Annotated in this window: 15 protein-coding genes; 7 read left to right on the top strand and 8 right to left on the bottom strand. The window is 72.2% G+C overall.

Features of this window, described 5'->3' with window-relative positions:
- Positions 1–37 precede the first annotated feature (37 nt).
- The 6 genes from ACIBZJ_RS13125 (at position 38) to nagA (ending at position 6,186) form a co-directional block, all read left to right on the top strand.
- A complete protein-coding gene (locus tag ACIBZJ_RS13125; RefSeq protein ID WP_395928872.1) occupies positions 38–1,336 on the top strand; it encodes an extracellular solute-binding protein in 1,299 nt (432 codons plus the stop codon).
- A gap of 90 nt (positions 1,337–1,426) precedes the next feature.
- Positions 1,427–2,380: a carbohydrate ABC transporter permease gene (locus ACIBZJ_RS13120; protein ID WP_395928870.1), complete on the top strand. Its 954-nt coding sequence runs from the start codon at positions 1,427–1,429 to the stop codon at positions 2,378–2,380.
- Positions 2,377–3,201 carry a carbohydrate ABC transporter permease gene (locus ACIBZJ_RS13115; RefSeq protein WP_395928868.1) on the top strand — a complete coding sequence of 275 codons (825 nt, stop codon included), beginning with the start codon at positions 2,377–2,379 and terminating at the stop codon, positions 3,199–3,201. Before ACIBZJ_RS13120 ends, ACIBZJ_RS13115 begins: the two co-directional genes overlap by 4 nt.
- Positions 3,198–4,211, top strand: a complete 1,014-nt coding sequence (locus ACIBZJ_RS13110) for an SIS domain-containing protein (protein ID WP_395928866.1) — start codon at positions 3,198–3,200, stop codon at positions 4,209–4,211. The genes ACIBZJ_RS13115 and ACIBZJ_RS13110 overlap by 4 nt, the downstream gene beginning before the upstream one ends.
- Positions 4,208–5,071 carry an N-acetylmuramic acid 6-phosphate etherase gene (locus tag ACIBZJ_RS13105; RefSeq protein WP_395928864.1) on the top strand — a complete coding sequence of 288 codons (864 nt, stop codon included), beginning with the start codon at positions 4,208–4,210 and terminating at the stop codon, positions 5,069–5,071. Before ACIBZJ_RS13110 ends, ACIBZJ_RS13105 begins: the two co-directional genes overlap by 4 nt.
- Positions 5,071–6,186, top strand: coding sequence for an N-acetylglucosamine-6-phosphate deacetylase (gene nagA / locus ACIBZJ_RS13100; RefSeq protein ID WP_395928862.1), 1,116 nt, complete (start codon positions 5,071–5,073; stop codon positions 6,184–6,186). The genes ACIBZJ_RS13105 and nagA overlap by 1 nt, the downstream gene beginning before the upstream one ends.
- A gap of 18 nt (positions 6,187–6,204) precedes the next feature.
- On the opposite strand, the gene ACIBZJ_RS13095 is transcribed toward nagA, so the two are convergent.
- From ACIBZJ_RS13095 to ACIBZJ_RS13060, 8 genes are all read right to left on the bottom strand, one after another.
- Complete coding sequence (locus tag ACIBZJ_RS13095; protein ID WP_395928860.1) at positions 6,205–7,698, bottom strand: ATP-binding protein; 1,494 nt, start codon at positions 7,696–7,698, stop codon at positions 6,205–6,207.
- A 39-nt stretch (positions 7,699–7,737) separates the two neighbouring features.
- A complete protein-coding gene (locus ACIBZJ_RS13090; RefSeq protein WP_395928858.1) occupies positions 7,738–9,405 on the bottom strand; it encodes an FAD-dependent oxidoreductase in 1,668 nt (555 codons plus the stop codon).
- 75 nt (positions 9,406–9,480) lie between these two features.
- A complete protein-coding gene (locus ACIBZJ_RS13085) occupies positions 9,481–9,978 on the bottom strand; it encodes an NUDIX domain-containing protein (protein WP_395928856.1) in 498 nt (165 codons plus the stop codon).
- Between the two features lie 18 nt (positions 9,979–9,996).
- On the bottom strand, positions 9,997–10,296 hold the full coding sequence (locus ACIBZJ_RS13080) for a hypothetical protein (protein ID WP_395928854.1): 300 nt from the start codon (positions 10,294–10,296) through the stop codon (positions 9,997–9,999).
- Positions 10,297–10,964: 668 nt separating this feature from the next.
- On the bottom strand, positions 10,965–13,727 hold the full coding sequence (locus ACIBZJ_RS13075; protein ID WP_395928852.1) for an ATP-binding protein: 2,763 nt from the start codon (positions 13,725–13,727) through the stop codon (positions 10,965–10,967).
- Between the two features lie 52 nt (positions 13,728–13,779).
- On the bottom strand, positions 13,780–14,202 hold the full coding sequence (locus tag ACIBZJ_RS13070) for a hypothetical protein (RefSeq protein ID WP_395928850.1): 423 nt from the start codon (positions 14,200–14,202) through the stop codon (positions 13,780–13,782).
- Positions 14,195–14,551 carry a hypothetical protein gene (locus ACIBZJ_RS13065; RefSeq protein WP_395928848.1) on the bottom strand — a complete coding sequence of 119 codons (357 nt, stop codon included), beginning with the start codon at positions 14,549–14,551 and terminating at the stop codon, positions 14,195–14,197. The genes ACIBZJ_RS13070 and ACIBZJ_RS13065 overlap by 8 nt, the downstream gene beginning before the upstream one ends.
- 71 nt (positions 14,552–14,622) lie before the next feature.
- The gene (locus ACIBZJ_RS13060; protein ID WP_395928846.1) at positions 14,623–15,567 is read right to left on the bottom strand and encodes a hypothetical protein; all 945 of its coding nucleotides are present in this window, start codon (positions 15,565–15,567) and stop codon (positions 14,623–14,625) included.
- Between the two features lie 217 nt (positions 15,568–15,784).
- Here ACIBZJ_RS13060 and ACIBZJ_RS13055 point away from each other — a divergent pair, with 217 nt between their 5' ends.
- Entirely contained in the window at positions 15,785–16,636 is an 852-nt protein-coding gene (locus ACIBZJ_RS13055; protein ID WP_395928844.1) for an LLM class flavin-dependent oxidoreductase, read from the top strand.
- Positions 16,637–16,641 lie beyond the last annotated feature (5 nt).

Raw genomic sequence — 16,641 nt, 5'->3', positions numbered from 1 at the left:
CCACTCGCCGTACCGAACAACGAAGTGAGGAGGCGACGTGGGCGTTCGCCGAACGTTGACCGTGGGGATCGCGGCGCTGGTCACCGCGTCCCTGGCGTTAGCGGGCTGCAGCAGCAGCGACGACAGTGGCAGCGGTGACGGCGGGTCGAAGAAGCTCACCGTCTGGCTGATGACCGGATCCGCGCCGGACGCGCTGGTCGACGAGATCAACAAGGACTTCACCAAGGACCACTCGGGCTGGACCGTCGACTACCAGGTCCAGCAGTGGGACGGTATCCAGGACAAGCTCAAGACCTCGCTGGCCGGCAACAACCCGCCGGACATCGTGGAGCTCGGCAACACCCAGGCCCCGCTGTTCGTCGAGTCGAACGCGCTCGCGGACCTCTCCGGCGCCAAGAACGACCTGAACGGCGGCAACTGGCTCGACGGCCTCGCCGCGACCGGTGAGAAGGACGGCAAGACGTTCGCGACGCCGTTCTACGCGGCGAACCGCATCGTGGTCTACCGCAAGAGCATGTTCACCAAGGCCGGCATCACGGCCCCGCCGAAGACCATCGACGAGTTCATCGCCGCCGGGAAGAAGCTGCAGGCCGCGAACGCCGCCGACAAGCAGTTCCAGGCGCTCTACCTGCCCGGCCAGTCCTGGTACACGTTGCTGAGCTGGGTGTGGGCCAACGGCGGCGACGTCGCCAAGGACGAAGGCGGCAAGTGGACCGGCACGCTGGACTCCCCGGAGGCCCAGAAGGGCTTCGAGGACTACTCGCGGATCTACAAGGCGATGTCGAAGGCCCCGGTCGACCAGGACGAGGCCAACCCGCAGCAGTCCACGGTCTTCGCCAAGGGCCACGTCGCGATGTTCATCGGCCTGCCCTGGGAGATCGGCACCGCGACCGCCCCTGACGGCGGCGACCCGAAGCTCAAGGACGACATCGGCACGTTCGAGATCCCCGGCCCGACCGGCCCGGCGCCGGTGTTCCTCGGTGGCTCGAACCTGGCCGTGGCGGCGGGCAGCAAGAACGTCGACGCGGCCACCGACTGGCTGAAGCTGATGCTCAGCGACAAGTACCAGAAGGAGCTGGCCGCGAACGGCGTCGTGCCGGCGCTCACGAACCTCGGCGACACGATCTACGGCGACAACGAGGCGGCCAAGGTCATGGCCGCGGCGGCGACCAACGGCGGCAAGGTCACGCCGGTCACCCCGGCCTGGGCCGCGGTGGAGGCCGGGACCAACCCGATCAAGAACGCGATGACCAAGGTGCTGCGCGGCACCGACGTGGCCACCGCGTCCAAGGAAGCCAGCACGTCGATCACCGAAACCATGGGCAAGGCGAAGTGACCTTCGTCCGCTGACCGGGTGTTCCGCCGGACCCACGGGGGTGTCCGGCGGAACACCCCGGTGTCCTTCGCGAGGAAAGGAGTCGCGCCGATGACGGTGCCTACGCCGACCGTGACGCGGCCGGCCCCGGATGCCCCGGACGATCCACCCCCGGCGCGCGTGCCCGCGGCCCGGGGGCGGCGCGAGCCGCTGCCCTACGTCCTGCTGATCCCGAGCCTGGCCGCGCTGGCCGCGCTGTTCGCGTACCCGGTGTTCCTGCTGTTCCGGATGTCGTTCCAGCAGCTCGGCTTCGGTGAACTGGTCCGCAGGGCGACGGTCTACATCGGGTTCGACAACTACCGGGAGCTGCTCACCGACCCCGACTTCTGGCACGTCGTCGGCCGGACGGTCGCGTTCACCGCGGTCTGCGTCGGGCTCACGATGGTGCTCGGCACCGGCATCGGCCTGCTGCTGGTCAAGCTGGGCACGAAGATGAAGATCGCGGTCTCGATCTCGCTGGTGCTGGCCTGGGCGATCCCGATCGTCACCGCGACGACGCTGTGGCAGTGGATGTTCGACTCGACCTACGGCGTCGTGAACTTCTTGCTCGGCACGCCCGGCCACGACTGGTTCGCCACCGGCCTGTCGACGTTCGCGGTGATCGTCATCATCATCGTCTGGCAGGCGGTTCCGTTCGTCGCGTTCACCGTGCAGGCCGGGGTGCTGACGATCCCGGAGGAGTACTACGAGGCCGCGCGGATGGACGGCGCGAGCGGATTCCGCGCGTTCCGCGCGGTGACCGTGCCGATACTCCGGCCGATCCTGACCGTGCTGGCCTTCCTCTCGACGATCTGGGACTTCAAGGTCTTCACGCAGGTCTTCGCGGTTCGCCAGGGTGGCCCGGACGGCGCGACCGTGACGCTGCCGGTCTACCTCTACAACCAGGGCATCGCGTCGAGCCAGTACGGCCTCGCGGCGGCCGGTGCGGTCCTGATGGTCGTGCTGCTCGCGATCGCGATGGTGCTCTACCTGCGACACATGCTGCGGACGGAGTTGGACGAATGAGATTGGTCCGCCGGGCTTGGCCCAATGCGCTCGCGGTGGTCGTGATCCTGTTCTTCGCGTTCCCCGCGTACTGGATGCTGCGCACCGCGTTGATGCCGACGGTCGACATCCAGAGCGACCCGCCGCAGTTCCTCCCGACGAGCCCGACGCTCGACCACTTCGGCACCGCGGTCTCGCGTCCGTTCTTCTGGACCTACGTCCGCAACAGCCTGCTGGTGACGCTGAGCGCGGTGGCGCTCTCGGCCGTCGTCGCGCTGCTGGCGTCGGTCGCGGTCGCCCGGTTCCGGTTCCGGGGCCGCAAGGCCTACCTGGTGCTGATCCTGGCCGTGCAGCTGGCGCCGTTCGAGGCGCTGTTCATCCCGTACTTCCTGGTGTTCCGGCAGTTCGACCTGCTCAACCGGCTGCCCGCGCTGGTGATGGTGTACTTCGTCTCGATCCTGCCGTTCACGATCTGGACGCTGCGGGGGTTCGTCGCCGCGGTCCCGGTCGAGCTCGAAGAGGCCGCGCTGGTCGACGGTTGTACCCGCTGGCAGGCGTTCCTCCGGGTGGTGCTGCCGCTGCTCGGCCCGGGCCTGGTCGCCACGTCGATCTTCGGGTTCATCACCGCGTGGAACGAGTACCTCTACGCGTTCGTGTTCATGAGGGATCCGCAGCACTACACGCTGCCGGTCTGGCTGGCGACGTTCCGCACCGCGTTCGGCGACGACTGGGGCGGCGCGATGGCCGGGTCGGTGCTGTTCACACTGCCGGTTCTGATCTTCTTCCTGATCGTCCAGCGCCGGATGGTCGGCGGGCTCACCGCAGGCGCGGTGAAAGGATGACGTTCGTGATGAATGCCGCGCCGGGTGCGCTGATGTCCGCCGAGATCGACGAACAGCCGTCGATCCTCGCCGCGCTGTTGACCGGGGCCGACGCGATCGTGTCCGTGGGGGAGGCGGTGCGGTCCCGGGCCCCTCGATTCGTGATGCTCGCTGCCCGCGGCACCAGCGATCACGCCGCGCTGTACGCGAAGTACCTGATCGAGACCCGGCTCGGATTGCCGGCCGGGCTGGCGTCGCCGTCGTCGATGACGCTCTACGGCAGCCGTCCGGACCTCCGCGACGTGCTGTTCCTGGGCGTGAGCCAGTCCGGTGCGTCACCGGACCTGGTCGACTCGATGACGGTCGCGGGGGAGTGCGGGGCCACGACGGTCGCGGTCACCAACAATCCGGGATCGGCGCTGGCCGGTGCGGCCGAGTTCCACGTCGACGTCCGGGCCGGCGCCGAGAAGGCCGTCGCCGCCACCAAGACGTACACCGCTGAGCTGCTGGCGTTGTATCTGCTGCTCGGAGGGTCCGCGGCGGAGGCCGAGGCGCTGCCGTCGGCGGCTTCGGCGACGCTGAGTTCCGACGCCGTGCCCCGGGCCGCCGCCCGGTACCGGTTCGCGGAGCGGCTGGTCGTCACCGGCCGCGGGTTCGGCTACCCGACCGCCCGCGAGGCCGCGCTCAAGCTGATGGAGACGAGTTACCTCTCGGCCCAGGCGTTCTCGACCGCGGACCTGCTGCACGGGCCGCTGGCGATGATCGACTCCGGGGTCCCGGTGATCGCGGTCGTGACGCCGGACTCCGGCGGGGAGGCCGTGCGCCCGGTCGTGGCGCAGTTGCGGTCGTCCGGTGCCGACGTGCTCGTGGTGGGTGACGACCTGCCGGTCGTCCGCGACGGCGTTGCGCCCGTGCTCTCGCCGGTGCTCGACATCCTGCCGTTGCAACGCCTCGCCTGGCAGGTCGCGCTCGACCGCGGCGAGAACCCGGACCGCCCTCGCGGCCTGTCGAAAGTGACCCAGACCCGATGACCAGCGAACCTCCGCTGGACCAGCTCTCCGCGCACGGAGTGGTCCAGCGTCTGCTCGACGCCGAGACGCGGGTGGTCCCCGCCGTCCGAACCGCTTCCCGATCCATCGCGGACGCCGCGGAGCTGATCGCCGCCCGGATGGCCGGCGGAGGCCGGCTGGTGCTGATCGGCGCCGGGACGTCGGGGCGGCTGGCCGTGCTGCAGGCGGCCGAGCTGCCCGGCACGTTCGGGCTGGACCGCGACCGGATCGTGGCCCGGACGGCCGGCGGTGGCGCGGGCGGCCTGACCGGCTCCGACGGCGACGAGGACGACGAGGACGCCGGGCGCGCCGACCTGCGCGAGACCGGGTTCGCCGCGGCCGACACCCTGGTCGCGGTGGCCGCCAGCGGCCGGACGCCGTACACGCTGGCGGCGGCCTCGCTGGCCCGCTCGTCCGGCGGGGCGGTCGTGTCGGTGACCACGCAGGGCGAGTCCCCGCTCGGCGACCTGGCCGACGTCGCGGTCGAGCTGCGGATCGGCACCGAGGCGCTGCGGGGCTCCACCCGCCTGACCGCGGGCACCGCCACGAAGCTCGCGCTGGACGCGATGACGACGACCGCGATGGTGCGGCTCGGCCGGGTGCACGGGGACCTGATGATCGACGTCGTACCGGCGAACACGAAACTGCGGGCGCGCAGCGCCGGGCTGGTCGCGGAGATCGTCGGCTGCCCGGATTCGCGCGCGCTGGAAGCACTGGACGCCTGCGACGGCAACGCCCGCGCCGCCGTGCTGGTGCTGACGTCCGGCCTGGAACCGTCGCACGCGGCGTCGGTGGCCGCCGAACATCGGACGCTGCGCGCGGCCCTGGCGGTGCTCCGCTGATGCTGTTCACGAACGCCCGCGTGGTCACACCGCACGGGGTGCTGGAGTCCGGCTGGATCCGCCTCGAAGGCCCGACGATCGTCGAGGTGGGGGACGGCCCGGTACCGGAGCCCGCGACCGACGCCGGTGGCCGCTGGGTCGTGCCCGGGTTCGTCGACCTGCACGTGCACGGCGGTGGGGGGCACGACTTCACCGCGTCGGCGGACGACCTGGCCGCCGGTGTCGCGTTCCATGCCTCCCGCGGCACCACCCGGACGCTGATCTCCCTGGTCACGGCTCCGCTGGACGCTCTGGCCGAGCAGCTCTCCTGGGTGGCGGACGCGGTCAAGACCCTTCCCGGCGTGGCCGGTGCTCACCTCGAGGGGCCGTTCCTGGCCTCGGCCCGCTGTGGCGCCCAGAACCCCGCCCACCTGATCGATCCGACGCCGGCGGCCATGGACCGGCTGCTGGAGGCCGGCCGCGGCTGCGTCCGGGTGGTCACGGTCGCGCCCGAGCGTCCCGGTGGCCCGGCGCTGATCGATCAGCTCGTCGCGGCCGGGGTGATCGCCGCGGTCGGGCACACCGACGCCGACTACGCGACCACGCTGGCCGCGTTCGAGCGGGGCGCGTCGCTGGTCACGCATGCGTTCAACGGCATGCGCGGGACGCACCACCGTGAACCCGGCCCGGTGCCCGCCGCGCTCGACGCCGGGGTTCCGCGCGAGCTGATCAACGACGGCGTGCACGTGCACCCGGCGGCCGCGCGGTTGCTGCTGCGCGGGTCGGGCCAGGTCGTCCTGGTGACCGACGCGATCGACGCGACCGGCGTCGGCGACGGCCGGTACGTGCTGGGCGGCCAGGAGGTCGTGGTCAGCGACGGACAGGCGCGGCTGGCATCGAACGGATCGCTGGCCGGCAGCACGCTGACGATGGACGCGGCGCTCCGGAGAGCGGTCACCGACGTCGGGATGTCGATCGTCGACGCGTCGATCGCCGCGTCCGGAACCCCGGCGCGGCTGCTCGGTCTGGCCGACCGGTGCGGCGCGATCGCCCCCGGACTGGACGCGGACCTCGTGGTGCTGGACGACGACCTCGGGCTCGTCCGGGTGATGCGCCAGGGTTCCTGGCTGGGCTGAACGACTCGCCGCCGGGTGCTAGTCGTGGTGCTCCGCGCCGGGCTCGGCCGGGACGCCGCGTTCGGCGGCGATGTTGCGGTTCGGCTCGATCCGGGGCAGGCACACGATGAACTTGGTGTCGCCGGGAACGCTCTGGACGGTCAGGTCGCCGCCGTGCCGGTTCACGACGATCCGCCAGGAGATGTCGAGCCCCAGGCCGGTGCCCTCGCCGACCGGCTTCGTCGTGAAGAACGGCTCGAAGATCCGCTCCTGGATCTCCTTCGGCACACCCGGCCCGGTGTCGCACACCTCGACCTGGACCGGGCTGTCCGGGTCTTCCGGCCGCCGCAAGCTCGTCCGGATCGTCAGCGTGCCCTTGCCGTTCATCGCCCCGATCGCGTTGACGATCAGGTTCGTCCAGACCTGGTTCAGCTCGCCCGGGTACGCGGGGATCTGCGGAAGGCTCCGGTCGTACTCCTTGTCGACCGTGATGTCCTTCTTGTTGATCTTCCCGGACAGCATCACGAGCGTGCTGTCGATGCCGTCGTGGACATCGATCCACTGGTGCGGTGCCCGGTCGAGCTGCGAGTACTGCTTCGCGGCCGTGACCAGCTCGGAGATCCGCCCCGACGCCTGGGAGATCTCCATCATCAGCTGCTCGGTCTCGAGCGTGTAGCCGATCCAGTGCAGCGCCGAGTCGAGGTGCTGACCGCCGAGGCGCGAGTCGGCGTCTTCGACCCAGTCGATGTCGAGGCCGGCCGCGACCAGCGTCGGCGCGAGGTCCCAGGCCATCGGGACGTCTCGCGACTCGAGCCAGTCGCCCAGCTCGTCCTCGCGGTCGTTGGTCTCGACGGGCGAGAGCTCCTTGGCCTTCGCGCACCGCTCGATCGCGTCTTCCTGCAGGTCGACGAGGACGGCGAGCAGCTGGCGGGGAATGTCGCCCCGGGCCAGCGCGGCCAGCTTGTGCCGGGACTTCGCCACCCGTTCGCGCAGCAGCGACGCGGCCCGGGCGGTGGCCGCGGCCGGGTTGTTCAGCTCGTGGGTGAGGCCGGCGGTCAGCGATCCGAGCGCCTGCAGCCGCTCGCGCTGGCCCACCGTGGCCTGGCTGGCCTGGTTGCCGAAGTACAGACCCTCCAGCAGGTGGACGGTCATCGGGAACCAGGTGGTGACCACGGTCGCGAAGTCTGCGGCCGGCAGCACGTAGAACCGGGACGCGGTCAGCGCGGTCAGTGTCTGGAGGTAGCGCTGCGGCACCCGCTCGCCCAGGTAGGCCATGTACGAGCCGCCGTACGAGCCGGGGTGGGTGGTGCGCGAGATCTCCACCCGCGCACCACCGACGTTCCGGCTCATCTTGATCGTCCCGGACAGCAGGACGAAGAAACACGTCGCCGGTTCGCCCTCGCCGTAGACGGTCGAGCCCGCTTCGCGCTCCTCGACCGCGCCGTGCTCGGACAGCCAGGCCAGTTGCTCGGGGTCCAGCGCCTCGAACAGGAACAGACTCTTGAGCTCGTCAGGGCTCACCCGGTCGGCCATCGTGTTCCTCCCTCGACCACTACCTACCAGTGTGCTCCTCTAGGAGCCCAAATAGCGGTGGACGAGCGTCACCGCCATCGCACCTTCGCCGACGGCGGACGCCACCCGTTTCACCGACTGCGAGCGGACGTCACCGGCGACGAAGACCCCGGGAACGCTGGTCTCCAGCGGGAACGGATCGCGGTCGGCGGTCCATCCCTCCGGGCGGGCGCCGTCCTCGCCGAGCAGATCCGTCCCGGCCAGCACGAACCCGGACCCGTCCCGCGCGACGACGCCGTCCATCCAGTCGGTGAGCGGGGCTGCGCCGATGAACACGAAGCAGAACCCGGCGTCCACCGCCTCGATCTCGCCGGTGTCGGCGTTCTTCAGATCGATCCGCTGCAGCCGGCCGTCACCCAGGCACGCGCAGACCTCGGTGCGGGTCTGCACCTGGACGTTCTCGATGTCGGCGAGCTGTTTGATCAGGTACGCGGACATCGACGCCTCGAGCGACGCCCCGCGCACGACCAGCCGCACCTTCGACGCGTGCCGGGAGAAGAACACCGCGGCCTGGCCGGCCGAGTTCGCCCCGCCGACGATCACGACCTCCTGCCCGGCGCACGCCGGGGCCTCGACCGCCGCCGAGCCGTAGTACACGCCCCGGCCGGTCAGCTCGTCGATGCCGTCGGCACTCAGCCTCCGGTACGAGACCCCGGTGGCGAGCACGACCGCGTGCGCGGCGATCTCCGACCCGTCCTCGAACTTCACCCCGCGGCCCGAGCCCTTGACCGTGAGCTCGCAGACCCGCCGCGTCGTGAGGATCTCGGCGCCGAACTTGATCGCCTGACGCCGGGCTCGCTCGGTCAGCTGCGAACCGCTGACCCCGTCCGGGAACCCGAGGTAGTTCTCGATCCGCGAGCTCTGCCCGGCCTGCCCGCCGGTCGCCTGCTGTTCGACCAGCACCGTCCTTAACCCCTCGGACGCCGCGTAGACCGCCGCGCCGAGCCCGGCCGGGCCGCCGCCGACGATGATCACGTCGTAGAACTTCTCCGCCGGGTTCGTCGCCAGCCCGACGCGGGACGCCAGTTCGGCCGGCGCCGGGTTGCGGAGCACCTCGCCCTCCGGCGTCACGACCAGCGGGATGACGTCGGGCTTCTCCGGGTCGGCGTCGGCGGATTCCAGCAGCCGGCGGCCCTCGGCGGAGTCGGCCAGGTACCAGCGGTACGGCACCAGGTTGCGGGCCAGGAAGTCACGTAGTTCGAACGACTCCGGCGAGAACCGGTGCCCGACGACCTTGATCTCGTCGACCGGCGAGTCGCCCGTCGCCTGCCAGGTCGCGATCAGCGCGTCGACGACCGGGTAGAGCTTCTCCTCCGGCGGGTCCCACGGCTTGAGCAGGTAGTGGTCGACGTCCACCACGTTGATCGCCTGGATCGCGGCGTCCGTATCGGCGTAGGCGGTCAGCAACGCACGGCGGGCGCGCGGGAACAGGTCCATCGCGGCCTCGAGGAACTCGATGCCGTTCATCTGCGGCATCCGGTAGTCGGCGAGGATCGCCGCCACCCGGTCGCCGCGCAGCTTGATTTCTTTGAGAGCATCCAGCGCCTGCGGGCCGGAATCGGCCCGCATCACCCGGTAGTCCTCGCCGTACCGGCGCCGCAGGTCGCGTGCGACCGCACGCGACACCGACGGATCGTCGTCGACGGTGAGCAGGACCGGCTTACCCATCAGCCCTCCCGGACACGCAGGGCGCCGACGCGCCCCGACCGCTCCATAGTCTGCCCTGCTCTCGGGCGAGTGGCATCAGCCCGGCCAGCCGGTCTGCGACAGCACCAGATCGTGGAGCCGGCCGAACAGCGCGTTCGCCTGGCCGCGGGCGTCCGCGATGATCGCGTCCGGCTCGCTGAGGTCGGCTTCGGTCCGCCAGACGAACGGATGGTCGGTTTCATCCGGTACGCCGGAGTGGGCGAGCGCCACGTACTGGTGATCGACGTGCACGTGCTGCTCGCCGGTGTGCCCGTCCGGGCCGACCGGGATCTCGACCGTCCACCAGGGCGGCGACACCGCGCGGTACGGGTAGCCGTCCGGCAGCGGCGTGCGCGGCGGCGGCAGCAGCGTGGCGGTCAGCCCGGTCTCTTCGGTGACCTCGCGCAGCGCGCCCTCGGCCGGGGTCTCGTCGGGCTCGACGTGACCACCGGGCGGTATCCAGACGCCGAGCCGGGGGTGGAACACCAGTCCGAGGCGGTAGTGCCCGTCGATCAGTCCGAACACGAAGACGGTCGCGGTCGGCTCCTTGATCACGGCGCGAACGCTACCCGCTCAGAGCGGGTGCCCGGCACGCAGCCGGCCGACGTGGTCCGCGACCGCGCCGGGCGGGTCGAACGCCGGGCGGTAGGCGGTGTCGGCGTGCAGGCGGGTCACGTCCAGGAACGGGTCGCCGGGCACCGCGCGGGCGCTGCGCCCCGGCCGCAGCGGGACGTCCACGCCCAGCGCGGCGGCGAACTCCCGGTTGGTGACCGCGGCCCCGCCGCCCACGTTGTCGATCGGGTGGGCCAGGTGCCCGGCGGTGTGCACCGCGGCGATCGCGCGTCCGCAGTCCGGCGCGTAGATCAGGTCCACCGCGTCGTCCGCGTACGCGACCGGCGGCTCGCCACCGCGGACGGCCGCGGAAGGTCACGGCGGGCTTCACGCCCGAGGAGCGGGCCGCGACCGAGTCGCCCCTGGTGAAGATCATCCGGGCGCTGGAGGTGGGCCCCGAACGGTAGGCGCCTAATCGCGTTGGCGCCTACCGAACAGGCCGGCCCCCCCGGTCCGGAACACCACACCGTCCCCCACAGCACGGATCCGCGGCCCCTGCGGATGTCCACCCGTGCCCGTCCGGTGGTGCGGTTCGACCGTACGGTGGCGCGGGCCGGGCCGGAACCATGCGAATCCCGGGACTTTCACCGGTGTCACCCTTGGGGGCGCGCACTAAGGAGTGTCCGATGCAGACCCTCCCGTTTTCGCAGGCGTTCCCCCTGCGCGCAGGTGCTGTTCCAGCACTCCGACCAGCTCCACGATTCCCTCGAACCGAGCCTCGGTGGGAGCGTCCGGACGTGCGACGCTGCCCTCGAGCCGACCCTGCGAGCTCTGGCTCAGCTCAATAATGAGACGCATTCCGCCCCCGTCAGTTGCCACTGCCGAGTCAGCGTAGAAATGTCCGCCTCGGTTGTCTTCCGGGATCACCCCTGGGAATCCGGTACCGCACCCCTGGGTCCGGTCGCCACCGGGACGGCTCGGGCAAGGGGTCAGCCGGACTGGCGCGCCGCGAGGTGCCGCAACTCGATCCGGTCACCGACTCCGAGCTTGCGGTAAATGCTCGTGAGGTGGCCCTCGACGGTTTTGACGCTCAGCGAGAGCTCGGTCGCGATCTCCTTGTTCGTCCGGTTCGCGCCGATGAGCTTGGCGATGCTCAGCTCGGTCGTCGTGAGTCCGGCGAAGACCGCTTCCGGAGTCTCGATCGACAGGCCGAGGCTGCGGGCGGCGTCCAGGGCCTGGTCTTCGTAGGCCTTCGCTCCGAGAGCGCGCGCCTGGAGCAGCGCGGTCCGCAACGCGGCGGCCGCGGGCGCGCGGCGCTCCAGCGTCGCCAGGATCTGGCCGATCAGCAGGTTGGCTCGGGCACCCTCGAGCGGGAGCCCGATCTCGGTGGCCAGCGCGAGCGCGTCGTTGGCGTGGCGCAGCGCGTCGCGGAGCCGGTTCTCGGCCAGCGCGATCTGAGCCTCGACCCGGGCGATGCTCAGCTGGGACGACCGGCGGTCGGGGCGGGCGAGCCGGTCGCGGTAGGCCTTGAGCGCCTCCCGGGCCTCGGCCGGACGCCCGAGCTGGGCCAGCGCGTCGGCGCGCAGCGGCCCGAACAGGTGCGTGCCGGGCTCCTGGGAGTCGTAGTGCTCCTCGATGTCGGTCGCGGCCGCGAGCAGCGCGGAGAGGTCGCCCTTGGCCTGCGCGATCGCGGCCAGACCGCCGGCCGCGTAGGCGAGGCCCGAACCGGCCCCGATCAGACCCGCCCAGTGCGCCGCTGCCCGCACGTGCCCGTCGGCCGCCGCCCACTCACCGCGAGCCGCCCGGGGGTAGCAGGCCAGCGCGTGCAGGATCGCGTACTCCCAGACCCGCAGGTTTTCTTCGGCGTCGCCCAGCGACAGCTCGGCGTGCAGCACCGAGTCGGCGAGTTCGCCGCGCCGGTACTCGACCTCGGACAGGAAACCGAGCGCCTGACCGATGCGCAGTGCCTCGCCTGCCGTCGCGCGGGCGACCGCCTGCCGCAGGTCGCGGTCGGCGTCGGCGAGCCGGTCGGTCCAGAGCGCGATCATCCCGCGGGCGCACAGCGCGTCGAGGGCACCGGCCGCACCGGGGGTGTCGGCGTCGGTGAGCGTGGACGTGGCCTCCTCGGCCTGGCCCGAGAGCGCGAGCCCGATGGCCCGGGCGAACCGTGTGTAGGCGGCCACCCAGGGCTCGGTCCACGGCGCCTCGATCGCCTCGACGCCGTACTCGATCATCTCGGCGTAATTCACCGTGAGGATCCCGATGATCGCCAGCTGCGCGGCGACCCGCGGGCGGAGGTCGGCGGGGTGCGCCGGCGAAGCGCCGGAGCGCAGCGCGGTGAGCGACCGCCGCAGGAGCTCCTTCGCCTCCGGGATCCGGCCGCCGAGCAGCAGCTGGTACCCCTCGACGTAGTCGGTCCACGGCCCCTCGCCGGTCGCGGCGACGTCGCTCTCGTAGTCTTTCGCGCCGGCCGCGTCTCCGGCGACCAGCAGCGCCTCGACGGTGGTCAGGACGCGGGCGGCGCGCGCCGGGCCCCGCGGGGTGAGCTCGAGGGCGTGCCGGTACATCGCGGCCGCCGCGCTCAGAGCACCGGTGCGCCAGCGGTCGCGGGCGGCGCGTTCGGCCTCGTCGGCGAGCGCGGCGTCGATGCCTCCGGCGGCCGCGGTGAGCCGGTGCGACAGCGCGTCCGGGCCGCCCAGGAGAGCGGCCCGGCGGTGCAGCTCCTGACGCTGGGACAGCGCCCGGTCGTGGTACAGCGACGACCGGGTCAGCCGGTCGGCGAACTCGAACTCCCGGCCGCCTGCGCCCGGCACCTCGACGATCAGCCCGGCCGCCAGTGCTTCCGCGGTCGCGCCGGTCAGCGCCTGCCCTTCGAGCGACGCCACGGTGGCGGCGTCCGAGAGCCGGAACCGTTCTCCGAGCACGGCGGCTGCGGTGACCAGCTCCCGGGTCGCCGCACGGCAGGTGGCCAGGTGGGACGCGATCGTGCCGGCGATCGAGTACGGCGCGGGCAGCGGGCTCGAGTCCGCGGCCAGCGTCCGCATCGAGAGTTGCGGGAGGAGGTGACGGACGTGCAGCGGGTTGCCGTCGGTGAGCTCCCACAGGCGGGCCGCTGCGGCGGGGGAGAGCCCGGGCCGGCCGTGGACCGAGGCGAGCTGCATGAGCTCGTCGGGGACCAGCCCCTCGATCTCGAGGGAGACCCCGCGGTCGGAGTCGATCATCCGGCGCCAGCCGTCGGGCAGGCCGGGATTGGGCCGTCCGTCCGGGATCCGGCGCACCGCACCGGGCGGGTGGTGGATCACCACGACCAGGACCGGCGCCGAGTGCAGACGCCGGGCCGCGTAGCGGATCGCCTCGATCGACGCCCGGTCGGCCCAGTGCGCGTCGTCGACGACGAGGACCAGCGGAGCGGCCCGGGAGAGGTCGGTGGAGAGCGCGTCGCCGACGAACACCGGGTTGGCGTGCGGATCGACGGTGCGGATCGTCTCGGCGGTCGCGGACCCCGGTAACCGGCCGACGGTCAGCCGCAGGATCTCCCAGTTGAGGTCGACCTCGTTCTCGTCGGCGGCCAGCCAGAGCGTGGTGACGCCGGACAGACCGTTCAGGAACTCCTCGACCAGCCGGGTCTTGCCGGTACCGGGCGCACCGGTGACGCCGACGATGCGGGGGTCGCCGCCGACCGTCGCCGCCCACGCGTACGAGAGCTGCGCCAGCTCCGGACCTCGTCCGACGAAGGAGCGGCTCAAGTCCATCGTGCTCCCCGGGACGCTACGGCACGCCCTCGTGCCGGTGCGGACAGTGCAGTCAGGATAGGGGACGTTCGGCGGCCGGGCGGGTGCGCCGCAGCCAGATCAGGCCGAGTACGGGAAGAACGAGGGGGACGAAGCCGTAGCCGCTGCCGAATTCCGACCAGACCGCCTGGTCCGGGAAATCGTCCGGAACGAGCAGGCTCGCCGTACCGACCGCGAGCACGCCGGCCAGCTCGATCGAGCAGCAGACGACCGCGATCCGCCACCAGCGGAGCCCTTCGCGGGCCAGTGCGACCGTGGCGGCGACGTAGACCAGCCCGGCGAACGCGGAGAGCAGATAGGCCAGCGGCGCCTCGGAGAACTTGGTCGCGATCTGCACCCCGGCCCGGGCGGTGGCGGCGAGGGCGAACAACCCGTACACCCCGATCAGGACGCGACCGGGGCCGTGCGCGGTGCCCGGGTTCGTACGCTCAGGCATGCCACACCTGGTTCATCCGCAGAACCAGCACCGGGATGACCAGGCAGGCGACGCCGACCACCGCGGTCGCCGACCGGTTCTTCTCCGACCAGGCCCAGAAGTACCCGATCGGCAGGATGACGAGCGAGGCCGCGAGGTAGCCGACGAACGTCGCCAGTTCGTCCGGCGTCCGATCGGTCGTCAGTTTCACGACCGCGACGATCACCTGGACGATCAGCAGCGCCTCCAGCCCGGCGACGCCGGCCAGCAGCGGACGGCGGGGCGCCCGGCCGCGGAGCACCTCGACGCCCGCCCACAGCGCCAGTACCAGCGCGACGACCGTCACCGCGGTCGCCAGCCCGCTCACCACTCGTGCCCTCCTCAGCCCGGGTCCGGGCTGAACCTACTACGGTGCGTCGACGGTCTTCCGGCCGGTACTCGTCAGGCCGGTACGGGCACCGGCGTGCCGGCGAGGACCGACAGCACGGTCCGGGCCGAGATGTCGACGCCGGGCAGCGCGCCGGACGCGAACCGCCGGGGGTGGGCGTGGCCGTGCCGGTCGAGCAGCGCGCCGTCGCCGCTCCATCCGGCCAGCTCACCGCGCTCGGCCAGGGTGCGGAGGAGGGGATCGGCGCTGGCCCGGAGCGGGCCGTGGCCGGTGTCGGGTTCGATCAGCGTCCGCGATGCGATCGGGCCGAGGACGAACGCGGCTCGGGTGGCGTCCGCGTGGAGGGCGTCGGCGCCGGGGTGGACGACGGCGACGCCCGCGCGGACCAGCGCGGCCCGACGCTCACTCCAGACCGCGGCCGCCTCGGGGCGGGCCGGGCCGGTCCACTCCGGACGTACCGGCGGCAGCAGGTGGACGCGGGGCTCGCCGCCGCTCGGGCGGTAGTCGCCGTACGCGTAGTAGCCGCCGCGCCCGAGCGTGAGCGGGGCGATCAGGTCGTCGGTGAGCGGCCCGGCGTCCCGGACCAGGATGTCGACGCCGGCCGGGACGTCGGCGAGGTCCACCGGGTCGCCCTCGCGCGGACGCCGGTACCGCAGGCCGTGCCAGTCGGCGAAGTCGGCGCAGGCCCACTGCCCGGGCGTCGGGCGCGTGCCGGGGCGGCCCTGGGCGAGCAGGACGACGTCGGTCTCGAGGGGGCAGGCACCGGATTCCAGGGCCACCGACTGCGGGCCGTCCGGGTCGCCCGCGAGGTCGACCGCCGTGGCGCGATGGATGCGGATCGTGACGCCGGGGGCGTCCGCGGCCTGGGGTAACGGACGTGGGTCGACGACGTCGACGAGTAGCGGCCGTCCATCCAGGAACTCCGGAGCGGACGCCACCAGCCGTGCGAGTACGCCGGTGCCGCGGGAGCCCGCGCCGACGAGAACCACCCGGTGCATGTGCCTTCTCCTCCGCCGTTTCGGTAAGGGTGGCACCACTGTACGTTATTCCTATTGAACCGATAGGAATAATCGGGCTATCCTGGGCATGTGAGTTCTCCCAGGTTCCGGCCCAGGTTTCCCCGGGCCCGATGTCGGCGGTCGGCGCTGACCGCTCCTCGTCCCCTTTAGAGACGCCGCAGACCCTCCGTAGGTTGCGGCGGAGAAGGAACTTCTCATGTTCGCACCGCCGGCGCTCGGCGTCCGGATCCCGGTCGGCCGCACGGGCCGCTCCCACCTCGCTCCTTCCGTCCACCGCGACGCGGCCGTCGCCCAGGCCCGCCGCCTCACCGCGCTCGCCGACATCCTGGGTTTCGACTACGTCTTCAGCGGAGGCGACGCCGGTCTGTCGAGCGAGACGACGCTCGCGTTGCTCGGTGCGGCCCGCCGGTTGACGGTCGTCGCGCCGATCTCGGTCACGGCCTGGCATCCCGCGCTGCTGGCCCGGTTCGGGGCGGTCGCCGCACGGCTGTCCGGCGGCCGGTTCGCGGTCGATCTGCGCAGTGGCCCACACCCCGACGACCGCAGGGTGCAGGAGTTCGCGCGGATCGTGCGGGAACTCTGGGCCGGGCGGGCCGTGGACGCCGACGGCCCGCACTACCGGGCCCGCGGGCTGCGGCCCCACCTCCGGCCGGAGGTGCCGCCGGAGATCGTGGTCTCCGGAGGCTGGCGGGCCGCGCAGCCGCTCGCCGCCCGCGCCGGCGACTGGTTCCTCGCGCCCGAGGTCGGTCCCGACGATGTTCCGGCGCAGGTCACGGCGCTCGCGTCGGCGAGCGCGCCGGCGTCCACGGGCCGGGTCGTACGGCTCGCGACCGAGGTCGCGGTGGCACGGCTGGATCCCGACGCGCTCGCTGGCACCCTGGTGGCGTACGCCCGGTCCGGTGTCGGCCTGGTCGTGCTCGACCTGCCCGACCTGGAGGCCGACCTGCCCGTCGTCGCCCGTGAGGTGATGCCCCGGCTCGTGCTGTCTGATGTAGACGGTGCCGGCGACACGCCAGGGATAGGTATTAATTCGCGAGCCGCGGGGTAACGCTC

The organism is Cryptosporangium sp. NPDC051539, from assembly GCF_044454545.1.
Taxonomy (GTDB): domain Bacteria; phylum Actinomycetota; class Actinomycetes; order Mycobacteriales; family Cryptosporangiaceae; genus Cryptosporangium.
This window is presented reverse-complemented; position numbering and strand designations above follow the sequence as displayed.